This window comes from Paraburkholderia sp. A1BS-2L (assembly GCF_051125205.1).
Classification (GTDB): domain Bacteria; phylum Pseudomonadota; class Gammaproteobacteria; order Burkholderiales; family Burkholderiaceae; genus Paraburkholderia.
In genome coordinates this window covers 1488414-1501665 of sequence record NZ_CP120428.1, presented here as the reverse complement: position 1 = coordinate 1501665, position 13252 = coordinate 1488414, and the positions used below count along the sequence as shown (strand labels likewise).

Here is a 13252-nt window from a genome sequence, read left to right as displayed (position 1 = left end):
CGGACGAGACCTAAAAAAGAACAGATACAGAAAGCCGCGCGCTGGGTGAATCTGGCGCGCGGCGTGAATTCATCGGAAACCTGGCGCTTGATGGCTGCGGCGCAAAACGGTGCATAAACCGGCGAACGAGCCAATAAGCAGATAGCGCAATCCGGACATAAAGCGACGGGTATTGCCCGCGCCCCGGCTTCTCGCGCTAATCAGCCACGCAGCGGCGGCCGCGGCGCGTCTGCTGCTTCGTCTCGCGCGGCAAGATACGGATCTTGCACTTGCGCAGCCGCACCCGCTGAAGCGGGTGTTGCCGGCGCGGGTTCTGCGCGGGCCGCGCCAGTTGCCACCGCGCCGCCCACAAAAACCGGCTTCGCGTATGCCACGGGCTCTTCGCGCTTCGTCCTGGCCACGGCGCGCGCTTCGCGTTCCTGCGCGGCGGCCTCGGCCGCCTGTGCCTTCTCGCGCCGCTTCACCGCACCGGCAAGCCGTGTGCCGCCCAGCCCGACGATGATCAGCCAGGCGCCCAGTGCTCCAGCCACCAGTTGGCCGAAGCCCGTGAGTTGCGGCGTATGCAGGCCAATCAGCCAGACCAGCATCAGCACGCCAGCGATCCAGTTAACGTGCCCCACCGTGCGCCCGACCGTGACGGTCAAGTCGCCGTCAAAGGCCGCTCGCAGCGCAATCCACGCGAAACCAGCCAGCACCACTCCGAACGCCTGGCCGATGAGCGGCGGCTGCGCCTGCACCAACTCCAAGGCGTTGTAGAGCGAGCTCCAGGGCGTGAGCAGGAACAGCACGCCGAACCCCAGCAGCATCAACGCGTCGACAATCAGCACTATGCGCAGCAGCGGCTTCATCGCGGTTTAGTCCACGTGGTAGTTGGGCGCTTCCTTGGTGATCTGCACGTCGTGGACGTGGGATTCGTTAAGGCCGGCACCGGTGATCTGCACGAACTCCGCCTTCGCATGCAACTCGTCGATCGTGCGGCAACCGCAGTAGCCCATCGAGGCGCGCACGCCGCCGATCAGCTGGAACAGGATTGCGTTGATCGGCCCCTTATAGGCAACGCGGCCTTCGATGCCTTCCGGCACGAGCTTGTCGATATTGGCCGAGTTGTCCTGGAAGTAGCGGTCCGCGGCGCCGTCCTTCATCGCACCGACCGAGCCCATGCCGCGGTACGACTTGTACTGGCGGCCCTGGAACAGGAACACGTCGCCCGGCGACTCTTCGGTGCCTGCGAACATGCTGCCCATCATCACAGCGTTCGCTCCGGCTGCCAGCGCCTTCGAAACGTCGCCCGAGTAGCGCACGCCGCCGTCGGCGATGCACGGCACGCCCGTGCCCTTGAGCGCTTCCGAGACATTGGAAATCGCGCTGATCTGCGGCACGCCCACGCCCGCCACGATACGCGTCGTGCAGATCGAGCCCGGGCCGATGCCGACCTTCACGCCGTCCGCGCCGTACTCGACGAGCGCGCGCGCCGCGTCAGCCGTAGCGATGTTGCCGCCGATCACCTCGACGTGCGGGAAATTCTGCTTGACCCACCGGACGCGCTCGAGCACGCCCTTGCTGTGGCCGTGCGCCGTATCGACCACGATCACGTCCACACCGGCCTGCGCCAGCAGTTCGACGCGCTCCTCGTTGTCCGGGCCCACGCCGACGGCCGCGCCCGCGCGCAGCTTGCCGTGCTCGTCCTTACACGCGGCCGGATGCTCGGTCTGCTTGGTGATGTCCTTGACGGTCATGAGGCCGCGCAGTTCGAACGCGTCGTTCACGACCAGCACGCGCTCGAGACGGTGGCTGTGCATGAGCGCCTTGGCTTCGAGAAGCGGCGTGCCTTCCTTGACGGTGACGAGGCGCTCGCGCGGCGTCATGATCGAGCGCACCGGCTCATCCAGACGCGTTTCGAAGCGCAGGTCGCGGTTCGTCACGATACCGACGAGTTGCGCGCCTTCCACCACCGGGAAGCCCGAGATGCCATGCTGCTGCGAGAGGGCGATCACGTCCGCGACTTTCATCTGCGGCGGAACCGTGATCGGGTCGCGCACCACGCCCGATTCGAAACGCTTCACCTTCGCAACCTCGCGCGCCTGCTCGGCCGGCGTGAGGTTCTTGTGGATGATGCCGACGCCGCCCTGCTGCGCCATCGCGATTGCGAGGCGGCCTTCCGTGACGGTATCCATCGCGGCCGAGACAAGCGGAATATTCAGGGAGATATTGCGGGTCAGCCGGGTTTTCAGGCTGGTGTCGCGCGGGAGAACGTCGGAAAAGGCGGGGACGAGGAGCACGTCATCGAACGTGAGTGCTTTCTGGATCAGACGCATGGCAAATCCTATAGGCGCAAAAGCAGATTATACGGGATAGCGCCCTGGAAATCATCAGTGTCTACAGTAGCTTAGCGCCGTTTTCGGGATTTTTTTGAGGTTTGGGGCGGGGCATGTGGGGGTATAAGAGCCCTGTGTCAGACCCGATTTTCTGGCCGCAGGCCGAAAGCTGCGACTCAGGAATCGGAAGATCGGGAATCGCGCCGTGCAGGATTGAACAAGACGGCCACGCGGCCTGTGATTAAGCTTCCACCCATCCTGCAAGGCCAGAATGGCCGGATTGAAATTGTGGAGGCAAGGGAAATGCAGCGTGGTGTGTTGTACGGCGTGCTCGCCGGTGCGTTATGGGGAACGGTGTTCCTGGTTCCGCGCCAGTTGCCGGAGTTCTCGCCGCTGCTCCTGAGCGCCGGGCGCTACGCAATGTATGGCCTCGTGTCGTTCGCGGCCCTTCTGCCCATGCTGCGGCACGTCTGGCCACGCCTGACTCGCGCGGACCTCGCCGCGCTCGTGAAACTCGCTCTCGTGGGCAACCTTCTGTACTACCTCTTTCTTGCGAGCGCGATTCACCTCGTGGGCATCGCGCCGGCCTCGCTGATTGTCGGCGTCCTGCCCGTCACGGTCACGCTGCTCGGACGCGGCGATCATGGCGCGGTGGCACTCTCTAAGCTGGTCTGGCCGCTCGCCATGATCGCGGCCGGCATCGTGTGCATCAACATCGACGTTTTCACTGCGGGCGCAAGCGATCACGCCAGCACGCTCACGAAGATAGCCGGCCTTGGCTGCGCGGTTGGCGCGCTCGCTTGCTGGACGTGGTACGCCGTCGAAAATGCCCGCTATCTGCAACGCAACGCCCATTTCGGCGGCAACGAGTGGTCGGTGCTTTGGGGCGTCGTAACAGGCGCGCTCGGTGGCCCGCTCTGGCTCGCGGTGCTCGTCATGCCCGCCGGCATGGTGCAGCACAGCGTGGCCAGCGGACGCTGGACGGCATTCTGGCAACTGAACCTCGTGCTGGCCATCGGCGCGTCGTGGCTTGGCAACGGCCTCTGGAACGCGGCGTCCAAGCGGCTCCCGCTTACGCTTTCGGGTCAGATGATCGTATTCGAGACGCTGTTCGCCCTGCTCTACGGTTTCGTCTACGACCACCGCCTGCCACGCATGCTCGAAGTCGCAGCCATCGTGCTGCTGGTCGCGGGCGTGAGTTGGTCAGTCCGCCAGCATTCGGGCAGCCCGGAAGACACGGCGCATGGAGACGGTATCGTGCCGAAAGGCGATTTGCCGGGAATTCCTGCCATTGGCGAAACGAACGCCTCTGCAAGTAACGGCCCGGAGCGCCGCCGCACGGCGAATTGAAAAGCCCGAGGGCGCAACACGCGCCCTCGGATAGCCACTCATTTGCCCCGTCAACGCCGATTTAGCGCGAATCCTTGTTTTGCCACTTGCGGCCCTCGATCGAGCCTTCCTTGCGCGTCTTGTCGACACGGCGCTGCCGCGCGAGCTTGGGGTCGACCACCAGCGGGCGATAAATTTCCACGCGATCGTGATTGGCGAGCACCGTGTCGAGCGGCTTGAGCTTGCCGTAGACGCCCACCTTCAGTTTCGTCAGATCGATTTCCGGATGGCGGACGAGAATGCCGCTGGCGTCGATGGCCTGCTGCACCGTCGCGCCGGGCTCGAGCTCCACCCCGATGAGCGTCTGCGCGTCAGGCAGCGCATAGCAGACGTCGATGAACAGTTTCGCGCTCATGGCTTGTTCTTGCCGTAACGCTGGTCGGCGCGCTTCACGAACGTGTCGACGAAGGTGTTCGCAATATGGTGGAACACGGGGCCGATGATCTTCTCGAGAAGAATGTTAGAAAACTCGTAGTGCAGCGAGAATTCGATCTTGCAGGCATCGGAGCGCAACGGCGTGAAGCGCCAGGCGCCCGTGAACTTCTTGAACGGCCCGTCGGCGAACTCCATGTCGATGCGCTCGGGCCGCTTGTGCTTGTTGCGCGTGGCGAAGTGCTGCTTGATGCCCTTGAAGTTGATATCGATTTTCGCTTCCATTCCGTTCTCGTCCTTGCGGCGAACCTCGACGCCGCCGCACCACGGCAGGAAGTTGGGATAGTCGTCGACGTCGGTCACGAGGTCGAACATCTGCTCCGCCGAATGGCGAATCAACACGGTTTTCTGAACATCCGCCATAAATTGCGCAATGCGAGGCAAGGGTGAAAGCGCCACGGGCTTTCGGTGGCCCGCTTTGCTAAAATCGTAATTTTAAACGAGTTGGGCGTTTCCCATTTTCCTATGAGCATCATCGACAACAGAAAAGCCTTCTTCGATTACTTCATCGAAGAGCGCCACGAGGCGGGGCTCGCGCTCGAAGGATGGGAGGTCAAGGCCATGCGCGCCGGACGAGCCAACATCAAGGAAAGCTACGTCGTGATCAAGAACGGCGAGCTGTACCTGATCGGCACGCACATCAGCCCGCTGCCCGAAGCCTCGACGCACATCCAGCCCGACCCTACGCGCATCCGCAAGCTGCTGCTCCACCGCGAGGAAATCGACAAACTGATCGGCAAGGTCGAGCAGCGCGGGTTCACGCTCGTGCCGCTGAACTTCCACTACAAGGGCGGCCGCGTGAAGTGCGAGATTGGCCTCGCGAAGGGCAAGAAGCTGCACGACAAGCGCGAAACGGAGAAGCAGCGCGACTGGCAGCGCGAAAAGGCGCGCCTCATGCGCACGCCGACCTGAGCACGCCCAGGCACCCGCTCAGGCGCCCTTCGCCGCATCGCGGCTCAACTGCGTCTCTTTCATGCCCGAGCGGTTCACGATGGTGAGCGCCGAAGCAATCATCGAGCTCAGGTCGCTCATATTGCCGGGCACGATCAGCGTATTGCCCTGCTTCGCGAGATTGCCGAACGCCGTGACGTACTGCTCGGCCACCTTGAGATTGACCGCATCCATGCCCCCCTGCGCCTGGATCGAGTTGCCGATCTTCTGGATGGCCTGCGCATTCGCCTCGGCCACCGCGAGAATGGCGGCCGCCTGACCCTGCGCCTGATTGATGGCGGCCTGCTTCTCCCCTTCCGACTTCTGGATCGCCGCTTCGCGCGCGCCCGCCGCAAGGTTGATCTGCTCCTGCTTGCGCCCTTCCGAGGCCGCGATCAGCGCGCGCTTTTCACGCTCCGCCGTGATCTGCGCCTGCATCGCGTGCAGGATTTCCTTCGGCGGCGTGAGGTCCTTGATCTCGTATCGCAACACCTTCACGCCCCAGTTGGCGGCGGCTTCATCGAGCGCCGAGACGACGCTGTGATTGATGAAATCGCGCTCCTCGAACGTCTTGTCGAGTTCCAGCTTGCCGATCACCGAGCGCAGCGTGGTCTGGGAAAGCTGCGTGATGGCGAACACGAAGTTGCTCGAGCCGTACGAGGCCTTCATCGGATCGGTCACCTGAAAGTACAGCACGCCGTCCACCTGGAGTTGCGTGTTGTCGCGCGTGATGCATATCTGGCTCGGCACGTCGAGCGGAATTTCCTTGAGCACGTGCTTGTAGGCCACGCGGTCGATGAACGGCAGCACGATCGAGAGACCCGGTGTAAGCGTGGCATGGTAGCGGCCCAGCCGCTCGAGCACCCAGGCATGTTGCTGCGGCACGATCTTCATGGTCCTCGAGATCAGCACCACGACGATCACGAGCAGAATCACCCCAACGATAGGCACTTGCATACGCATCCCCTTTTTGCTTTGACTTCGGCTTCGATTTGACTTCGTTCAGGCGTGGCGCGTGCCTTCGCGCGCACCCGGCGCCACGCTGCCGGCGCGCCTCGCCGCAACAACGAGGCAACTGCCCCGCACCGCCTTGATTTCGTAGAGATGGGCGTCCTCGGGCTCGCCCGGCGCGAGTTCGACATCCCACTCGGCGCCCCGATACATCGTGCGTGCGCGCCCGTCTCGCCACTCGGCGACCGGGACAGTCGAGCCGATGTCGAGATTCACACCCGGATCGGTTGACGCGTCGACCATGCGCCGGCGCCGCCCGAACCGCGAGCGCCGCAGTGCGATCACGGCCATCAAGGCCACGAGCGCAGCTGCCACCATTTGGAGTTCGAGCGGCGCGCCCAGCTCATAGGCGAGCACACCCGCGAGGCACCCGAGCGCGATCATCAGCAAATAGAACGTGCCGGTCATCAGCTCGGCCACGATCAGCACGCCTGCGCCGATCCACCAGAACACACCATGCGGACCCACGTCGACCTCCCAAAGTAAAACACCCCGGCTTGACCGGGGTGTTATAGCACGAAGCTGACACTGATTTGCGCAGCGTGCGAAGCAAGGCATAAGCAGCCTCAACTTCCGCACGCTGCGCGTGCCGGAGCGGCAGGGTCAACAGGCGGGCATTACTTCGCCTGCGACTTCGCGAGCGCCTGCCACGTATCGACGATCGTGTCGGGGTTCAGCGACATCGACGCAATGCCTTCGTCCGCGAGCCACTGGGCGAAGTCCGGATGATCGGACGGACCCTGGCCGCAGATGCCGACGTACTTGTTCAGGCGCAGGCAGGTTTCGATCGCGCGCTTGAGCATGAACTTCACGGCCGGATCCCGTTCGTCGAAGTCGACTGCCAGCAGTTCCATGCCCGAGTCACGGTCGAGGCCGAGCGTGAGCTGCGTGAGGTCGTTCGAGCCGATCGAGAAGCCGTCGAAGTACTGCAGGAACTCTTCGGCGAGGATCGCGTTCGACGGCACTTCGCACATCATGATGAGACGCAGACCGTTCACGCCGCGCTTCAGACCGAACTTCTCAAGCAGGCCGACCACACGCTCCGCCTGCTTGAGAGTGCGCACGAACGGCACCATGATCTCGACGTTCGAGAGGCCCATCTCTTCACGCACGCGCTTGAGCGCGAGGCACTCCATCTCGAACGCCTGCGCGAAGTCCTCGGCGACATAACGCGACGCGCCGCGGAAACCCAGCATCGGGTTTTCCTCGTCCGGCTCGTAACGCGAACCGCCGATCAGCTTCTTGTACTCGTTCGACTTGAAGTCCGACAGACGCACGATGACGGGCTTCGGATAGAACGCCGCCGCGATCGTGGCGATGCCTTCCGTGAGCTTGTCGACGTAGAACGCACGCGGCGACGCATGGCCGCGCGCCACGCTCTCGACCGCCTTTTTCAGGTCCGCGTCGACGTTCGGGTACTCGAGGATCGCCTTCGGGTGCACGCCGATGTTGTTGTTGATGATGAACTCGAGACGCGCGAGGCCAACACCTGCATTCGGCAGTTGCGAAAAGTCGAACGCGAGTTGCGGGTTGCCGACGTTCATCATGATCTTGACCGGAATCGCCGGCAGCTCGCCGCGCTGCACTTCGCTGACTTCGGTTTCGAGCAGACCGTCGTAAATGCGGCCTTCGTCGCCTTCGGCGCACGACACGGTCACCAGCGCGCCGTCCTTCAGCACGTCGGTTGCATCGCCGCAGCCCACGACTGCCGGCACGCCCAGCTCACGCGCGATGATCGCGGCGTGGCAGGTACGGCCGCCACGGTTCGTGACGATGGCCGAAGCACGCTTCATCACCGGCTCCCAGTTCGGGTCGGTCATGTCGGCGACCAGCACGTCGCCCGGCTGCACGCGTTCCATTTCGGACGGATCGTGAATCACCTTCACGCGGCCCGCGCCGATCTTCTGACCGATCGCGCGGCCCGTTGCGAGAACCTGCGACTGGCCCTTGAGCTTGAAGCGCTGCTCGGCCTTGCCCGCGGCCTGGCTCTTCACCGTCTCCGGACGCGCCTGGAGAATGAAGATCTTGCCGTCGAGGCCGTCCTTGCCCCACTCGATGTCCATCGGGCGCTGATAGTGCTTTTCGATGATGACGGCGTACTTCGCCAGCTCGATCACGTCTTCGTCGGTGATCGAGAAGCGGTTGCGCTGCTCATGCGAAACGTCGACCGTCTTCACGCGGCCCGGCTCGCCCGGCTGCGTGAACTCCATCTTGATGAGCTTCGAGCCGATCGAGCGGCGGATGATCGGCGCCTTGCCCTGCGCGAGCGTGGTCTTGAAGACGTAGAACTCGTCCGGATTCACCGCGCCCTGCACGACGGTCTCACCAAGGCCGTAGCTCGACGTGATGAAGACGGCATCCTTGAAGCCCGACTCCGTGTCGAGCGTGAACATCACGCCCGCGGCGCCGCGGTCCGAGCGGACCATGCGCTGCACGCCAGCCGACAGTGCGACTTCGGCGTGGGTGAAGCCCTTGTGGACGCGATAGGAAATGGCGCGGTCGTTGTAGAGCGACGCGAACACGTGCTTGAGGCGATCGAGGACGTCCTCGATGCCCACCACGTTCAGGTAGCTCTCCTGCTGGCCGGCGAACGATGCGTCGGGCAGGTCTTCGGCCGTAGCCGACGAACGCACAGCGAACGAAAGCTCGGACGGCGAGCTGTTCTTGAGCGTCTCGAAGCCCGCGCGGATGTCTGCCTCCAGCTTCGGCTGCAGCGGCGCGTCGACGATCCACTGGCGGATTTCCTTGCCCGCTTCGGCCAGCGCCTTGACGTCGTCGACGTCGAGCGTCTCCAGACGAGCGGCGATCCGTTCGGTCAAGTTGTTGTGCTTCAGAAAGTCGCGGAAGGCGAGCGCGGTCGTCGCGAAGCCCGTAGGCACACGCACGCCAGCTTCAGCCAACTGGCTGATCATTTCGCCGAGGGAGGCGTTCTTGCCGCCCACGATCTCGACATCGGTCATCCGCAACTGCTCGAAAGGCACTACATAAGCCTGATCCTTGGCAACGGTGTTAGTCATTACAAGCCCCTAAGTGTGAAAAAAATTCACGATTGCGCAAGTGGGCTCGAACGCGGGCCGCCCATTGGGAGCGGATTCGCGTCTTGCGCAACCTGTTGGAGAAGCAATCGCCACCACCGGGGGCTAGCATCCAGCACAAGGAGAAGCAGGGAGATGCGCGCGATTGCACGAAATTACCCGGAATCGCTGCGAATTGACGTCCAATTGAGCCACGATGAGCTGCGGTTTGGCGCGAATGCACTGCAATTGCTTATCCAACAGGTTGCCGCTATTCTACCGTGCCGACTCTCGAAAATGTGTCTGTCGGTGAGAATCCCCTCTCAGGGCTCATCCACAAAGCTCAGGGAGTCTCTTCCGGGCGCTCCGCCCGTCTGGCCCCACTTACACACCCAGCCTCAATCGATGTCGCCTACCGTATTCATCGTCTCCGACGGTACCGGGATCACTGCCGAAACTTTCGCGCACTCGATCCTCTCGCAGTTCGACCAGAAATTCCGCCTCGTGCGCGTGCCGTTCATCGACTCGACGGACAAGGCCTACTCGACCGCCGAAAAGATCAACGAAGCCGCAGTGCATGAAGGCCGCCGCCCGATCGTCTTCACGACGCTGGTGGACAGCAACTCCAACGAAATCCTCAAGCGCTCGAACGCGCTCGTGCTCGACATGTTCCAGACCTTCGTGGAGCCGCTGGAGCAGGAACTGGAGCTCAAGTCGAGCCACGCGATGGGCCGTGGCCACCAGAACGCCGACACCGACGAATACAAGAACCGCATCGAGGCCATCAATTTCTCGCTCGCGCACGACGACGGCCAGTCCGACCGCAATCTGAACGACGCCGACGTGATCCTCGTGGGCGTGTCGCGTAGCGGCAAGACACCGACCAGCCTTTATCTGGCGATGCAGTACGGCGTGAAAGCGGCAAACTATCCGCTGATCCCCGACGACTTCGAACGCGGCAAGCTGCCCAATTCGCTGCTGCCGTATCGCGGAAAGATCTTTGGGCTTTCGATCGATCCGCAGCGTCTCACGGAAATCCGTAACGAGCGGCGGCCTGGCAGCAAGTACGCGGCGCTGGAGAATTGCCGCTACGAAGTCAATGAAGCCGAGGCCATGATGCGCCGTGAGAACATCAAATGGCTCTCGTCGACGCACAAGTCCATCGAGGAAATCGCCACGACGATCTTGCAGGAAATCCGCCTCGACAAGCCGGTGTACTGAAGATCGCTCCGTGTAGAAACGAATAAGGCCTGCTCACTCGCGAGCAGGCCTTTTTGTTGCATCAGTCACCAAGGCGTGAACCCGTACTGAGCGCAGCTCAACGCGCGTGGCGCTGCTGACGGCATTGCTCGAAGATGCATACAGCGGCAGCCGCCGCCACATTCAGGGACTCCATGCCGCCCGGCTGAGGAATCGTCACGCGCAACGCCGCCGCGTCGCGCCACAGCTGCGAGACGCCCGCCCCTTCGTTGCCGAAAACCCACGCCACCTGCCCCGTGAGATCGGTCTCGTCGATGGCCCGCGCGCCATGCGAGTCGGTGATCACGACCGGCACCCCCAGCATGGCGATCAGCGTCTCGGGTTCGACATTTTCGAAGACCTGCAGCAGGAAGTGCGCGCCCATTGCCGAGCGCAGCACCTTCGAAGACCACGCGTATGCCGTGCCCGGCGTGCAGAACACCTTGTCGACGCCCGCCGCCGCCGCGCTGCGCAGGATCGAGCCGACGTTGCCCGCATCCTGCAGGCCGTCGAGCACGAGGCAGGTCGATTCGACCCGCTCAGGCAGATGCGCCTCTGGCATATCCACGAGCAGCAGCATGCCCACGCCGTGCACGACGTTCGAAAGCTGGCCAAAGAGCGCATCGGGCAGCGTGATCACACGGCGCTCGTCGACGCGCTCGACAATGGCCTGCGCCTCGGCATGCGCGAGCGCGCCTTCGGTCACGATGCAATATTCGGGCTGCGTGCCGCCGTCGAGCCATGCGCTCGCGAGGTGAAAACCCTCGAGCAGAGCTTGATGGCTGCGCCGCTGCTGATGCGTCGAGCCGGCCAGCGCCTTCAGGCGCTTGTAAAGCGGATTGTCGCGCGAAGTAATGGCTTTCACGGGCGGGCCTGGCGATTTGAAAAAGGAAGGTTGAAAAGAACAACGGCGCCGCACGAAGCGACGCCGGACTGCATGAACCCGGGCATTGCGCTGCTCAGGCTGATGCGAAGGCGTCGTCGTCCGGAGCGGCGTCGCCAGCTGTACTTGCCAAGCTCGTCAGCGCGAGGCCATGCAGCGCATACGCGTCGCGCACGGGCGCGAACGTGCGCCGGTGGTGCACGCAAGGACCATGCTCGCGCAGCGCGGCCAGATGCTGTGCGGTGCCGTAACCCGCGTGCGCATCGAAGCCATACACGGGGAACGCCTCGTGCAACTCCAACAGCATGCGGTCGCGCGTGACCTTCGCAATGATCGACGCCGCCGAGATGCTGGGCACGAGCGCGTCGCCGCCGATCACGGCCTCGCTGCGCACCGGCAGCACCGGGCAGCGGTTGCCGTCGATCTTGGCGAGCGTGGGTTTCACGCTCAGGCCCTCCACGGCGCGCCGCATCGCCAGCATGGTCGCGTGCAGGATATTGAGCGAGTCGATCTCCTCGACGCTCGCCGACGCCACGCACCATGCGAGCGCGCGTTCGACGATGAGGTCGTAGAGCGCCTCGCGCGCTTTCGCCGTGAGCGCCTTGGAGTCGTCGAGACCGGCGATCGGACGCGCCGGATCGAGAATCACGGCGGCGGCGGTGACCGGGCCGGCGAGCGGCCCTCGTCCAGCTTCGTCCACGCCGCAGACGATGTCGTCAGGCGACTCGAACAACAGACCCGCTTGCTCCGCCCACATTTGCCGCTCCGCGCGTTTCTCGGCCGCTTTCGACGGTGCTTTGGAGCTGGCTTGCGCTGCGGCTTTCGCCGCTGGCGCCTTCGCGCGAGTGCGCTTGATCGCGCCTTCGGTCATGCCAGGCTCCTGCGGCGATCCACTACGCTGGCAACCACCTCCGCCGCTCGCTCCGACATGTTCTGCCGCAGCGCATGGTGCATCTGCGTGAACACTTCGGTCAGCGTGCGCCGGTTTGCTTCGTCGTGCAATTGCGTGAGCGTGGCGTCCGCGAGCGCCTCGGGCGTGGCGAAGTGCTGAAGGATCTCGGGCACCACGAAGCGTCCCGCGAGAATGTTCGGCAGACCGACATACGGCAGGTAGCCCTGACGGCGCATGATTTGCCCCGTGAGCCAGGGCACCTTGTACGAGATGACCATCGGCTTCTTGAGCAGCGCCGCCTCTAGCGTGACCGTGCCGCTCTTGACGAGAATCGCATCGGCGGCGGTCATCGCCACCTGCGACTGCCCGTCGATGATCGTGAGCGCCAGGCCCTGGTGCGAGTTGGCGAGCTCCTGCAGCTGCGCGTGGATCGCCGGCGTCGCCGCCGGCATCACGAAGCGCAAGCCCGGCTCGCGCTGCTGCATGATCTGCATCGCGTCGAAGAACGTCGGGCCGATCAGGTTGATCTCGGAGCGGCGGCTGCCCGGCAGCACCGCGATGATCGGTCCGCTGCCTGACAAGCCGAGCGCGCGGCGCGCGCCGGGCACATCCGGCTCGAGTGGGATATCGTCGGCAAGCGGATGCCCCACGTAGGTCGCCGCCACACCCGCTTTCTCGAGGATCGCCGGCTCGAACGGAAACACGCAGAGCATGTGATCCACGGCCTTCTGGATCTTCCTGATGCGGCCGCCGCGCCACGCCCAGATGGACGGACACACGAAGTGGATCGTGGGAATGCCCGCGTCGCGCAGCGGGTGTTCGAGACCGAAGTTGAAGTCGGGCGCGTCCACGCCGATGAAAACGTCGGGCGGGTCCGCGAGCAGTTGATGCTTGAGTTCGCTGCGAATGCGCAGGATCTCGGGAATGTGCTTGAGCGCCTCGACATAGCCCCGCACGGTGAGCTTGTCCATCGGCCAATGCGCTTCGAAACCGGCGGCCTGCATGCGCGGCCCGCCGATTCCGTAGTAGTGCGCAGTATCGGGCAGCCTGCCAGTCAGCCCTTTGAGCATCGACGCCGCAAGCAGGTCGCCGGACGGCTCGCCGGCAACCATGGCGAGGCGCAGCGGACGGGTTTGAAGCGCCATCG

13 protein-coding genes are annotated in these 13252 nt (G+C 63.9%); 3 read left to right on the top strand and 10 right to left on the bottom strand.

The window, feature by feature from the left end; all coding sequences use genetic code 11:
• Positions 1 to 200 precede the first annotated feature (200 nt).
• Positions 201 to 848, bottom strand: coding sequence for a hypothetical protein (locus P5W98_RS06730; protein WP_434718491.1), 648 nt, complete (start codon positions 846 to 848; stop codon positions 201 to 203).
• 6 nt (positions 849 to 854) lie between these two features.
• On the bottom strand, positions 855 to 2315 hold the full coding sequence (gene guaB / locus P5W98_RS06725; protein WP_421023864.1) for an IMP dehydrogenase: 1461 nt from the start codon (positions 2313 to 2315) through the stop codon (positions 855 to 857).
• Positions 2316 to 2618: 303 nt separating this feature from the next.
• Here guaB and P5W98_RS06720 point away from each other — a divergent pair, with 303 nt between their 5' ends.
• Complete coding sequence (locus P5W98_RS06720) at positions 2619 to 3665, top strand: DMT family transporter (RefSeq protein ID WP_421079417.1); 1047 nt, start codon at positions 2619 to 2621, stop codon at positions 3663 to 3665.
• A 61-nt stretch (positions 3666 to 3726) separates the two neighbouring features.
• Here P5W98_RS06720 and P5W98_RS06715 read toward each other — a convergent pair whose 3' ends face one another.
• Both P5W98_RS06715 and P5W98_RS06710 read right to left on the bottom strand, forming a co-directional pair.
• Positions 3727 to 4059 carry an RnfH family protein gene (locus P5W98_RS06715; protein WP_421043866.1) on the bottom strand — a complete coding sequence of 111 codons (333 nt, stop codon included), beginning with the start codon at positions 4057 to 4059 and terminating at the stop codon, positions 3727 to 3729.
• Positions 4056 to 4499 (bottom strand): type II toxin-antitoxin system RatA family toxin, encoded by a 444-nt coding sequence (locus P5W98_RS06710; protein ID WP_421023861.1) that lies wholly within the window; start codon positions 4497 to 4499, stop codon positions 4056 to 4058. Before P5W98_RS06710 ends, P5W98_RS06715 begins: the two co-directional genes overlap by 4 nt.
• 102 nt (positions 4500 to 4601) lie before the next feature.
• Here P5W98_RS06710 and smpB point away from each other — a divergent pair, with 102 nt between their 5' ends.
• Positions 4602 to 5048, top strand: a complete 447-nt coding sequence (gene smpB / locus P5W98_RS06705; protein WP_129561912.1) for an SsrA-binding protein SmpB — start codon at positions 4602 to 4604, stop codon at positions 5046 to 5048.
• An 18-nt stretch (positions 5049 to 5066) separates the two neighbouring features.
• Here the strand turns inward: smpB and P5W98_RS06700 are convergent, their stop codons facing one another.
• The 3 genes from P5W98_RS06700 to ppsA all read right to left on the bottom strand — a co-directional run bounded on the left by P5W98_RS06700 (position 5067) and on the right by ppsA (position 9094).
• The gene (locus tag P5W98_RS06700) at positions 5067 to 6023 is read right to left on the bottom strand and encodes an SPFH domain-containing protein (protein ID WP_421023860.1); all 957 of its coding nucleotides are present in this window, start codon (positions 6021 to 6023) and stop codon (positions 5067 to 5069) included.
• Between the two features lie 45 nt (positions 6024 to 6068).
• Positions 6069 to 6485, bottom strand: coding sequence for an NfeD family protein (locus P5W98_RS06695; protein WP_421025206.1), 417 nt, complete (start codon positions 6483 to 6485; stop codon positions 6069 to 6071).
• Positions 6486 to 6694: 209 nt separating this feature from the next.
• The gene (gene ppsA, locus P5W98_RS06690) at positions 6695 to 9094 is read right to left on the bottom strand and encodes a phosphoenolpyruvate synthase (RefSeq protein WP_421023859.1); all 2400 of its coding nucleotides are present in this window, start codon (positions 9092 to 9094) and stop codon (positions 6695 to 6697) included.
• 402 nt (positions 9095 to 9496) lie between these two features.
• On the opposite strand from ppsA, the gene ppsR reads away from it, so the two are divergent.
• The gene (gene ppsR / locus P5W98_RS06685; RefSeq protein WP_035531822.1) at positions 9497 to 10312 is read left to right on the top strand and encodes a posphoenolpyruvate synthetase regulatory kinase/phosphorylase PpsR; all 816 of its coding nucleotides are present in this window, start codon (positions 9497 to 9499) and stop codon (positions 10310 to 10312) included.
• 97 nt (positions 10313 to 10409) lie between these two features.
• Here the strand turns inward: ppsR and P5W98_RS06680 are convergent, their stop codons facing one another.
• The 3 genes from P5W98_RS06680 to lpxB all read right to left on the bottom strand — a co-directional run bounded on the left by P5W98_RS06680 (position 10410) and on the right by lpxB (position 13250).
• Positions 10410 to 11195 (bottom strand): TrmH family RNA methyltransferase, encoded by a 786-nt coding sequence (locus tag P5W98_RS06680; protein ID WP_421043869.1) that lies wholly within the window; start codon positions 11193 to 11195, stop codon positions 10410 to 10412.
• A gap of 94 nt (positions 11196 to 11289) precedes the next feature.
• Positions 11290 to 11970 (bottom strand): ribonuclease HII, encoded by a 681-nt coding sequence (gene rnhB / locus P5W98_RS06675; RefSeq protein WP_421025205.1) that lies wholly within the window; start codon positions 11968 to 11970, stop codon positions 11290 to 11292.
• Positions 11971 to 12080: 110 nt separating this feature from the next.
• Positions 12081 to 13250 carry a lipid-A-disaccharide synthase gene (lpxB, locus tag P5W98_RS06670; RefSeq protein ID WP_421079416.1) on the bottom strand — a complete coding sequence of 390 codons (1170 nt, stop codon included), beginning with the start codon at positions 13248 to 13250 and terminating at the stop codon, positions 12081 to 12083.
• Between the last annotated feature and the right edge of the window lie 2 nt (positions 13251 to 13252).

Excerpts from the sequence above, each read along its gene's own strand:
- P5W98_RS06730 (WP_434718491.1), bottom strand. The coding sequence starts at position 848 with ATGAAGCCGCTGCTGCGCATAGTGCTGATTGTCGACGCGTTGATGCTG.
- guaB (WP_421023864.1), bottom strand. The coding sequence starts at position 2,315 with ATGCGTCTGATCCAGAAAGCACTCACGTTCGATGACGTGCTCCTCGTC.
- P5W98_RS06720 (WP_421079417.1), top strand. The coding sequence starts at position 2,619 with ATGCAGCGTGGTGTGTTGTACGGCGTGCTCGCCGGTGCGTTATGGGGA.
- P5W98_RS06715 (WP_421043866.1), bottom strand. The coding sequence starts at position 4,059 with ATGAGCGCGAAACTGTTCATCGACGTCTGCTATGCGCTGCCTGACGCG.
- P5W98_RS06710 (WP_421023861.1), bottom strand. The coding sequence starts at position 4,499 with ATGGCGGATGTTCAGAAAACCGTGTTGATTCGCCATTCGGCGGAGCAG.
- smpB (WP_129561912.1), top strand. The coding sequence starts at position 4,602 with ATGAGCATCATCGACAACAGAAAAGCCTTCTTCGATTACTTCATCGAA.
- P5W98_RS06700 (WP_421023860.1), bottom strand. The coding sequence starts at position 6,023 with ATGCAAGTGCCTATCGTTGGGGTGATTCTGCTCGTGATCGTCGTGGTG.
- P5W98_RS06695 (WP_421025206.1), bottom strand. The coding sequence starts at position 6,485 with ATGACCGGCACGTTCTATTTGCTGATGATCGCGCTCGGGTGCCTCGCG.
- ppsA (WP_421023859.1), bottom strand. The coding sequence starts at position 9,094 with ATGACTAACACCGTTGCCAAGGATCAGGCTTATGTAGTGCCTTTCGAG.
- ppsR (WP_035531822.1), top strand. The coding sequence starts at position 9,497 with ATGTCGCCTACCGTATTCATCGTCTCCGACGGTACCGGGATCACTGCC.
- rnhB (WP_421025205.1), bottom strand. The coding sequence starts at position 11,970 with ATGTGGGCGGAGCAAGCGGGTCTGTTGTTCGAGTCGCCTGACGACATC.
- lpxB (WP_421079416.1), bottom strand. The coding sequence starts at position 13,250 with ATGGCGCTTCAAACCCGTCCGCTGCGCCTCGCCATGGTTGCCGGCGAG.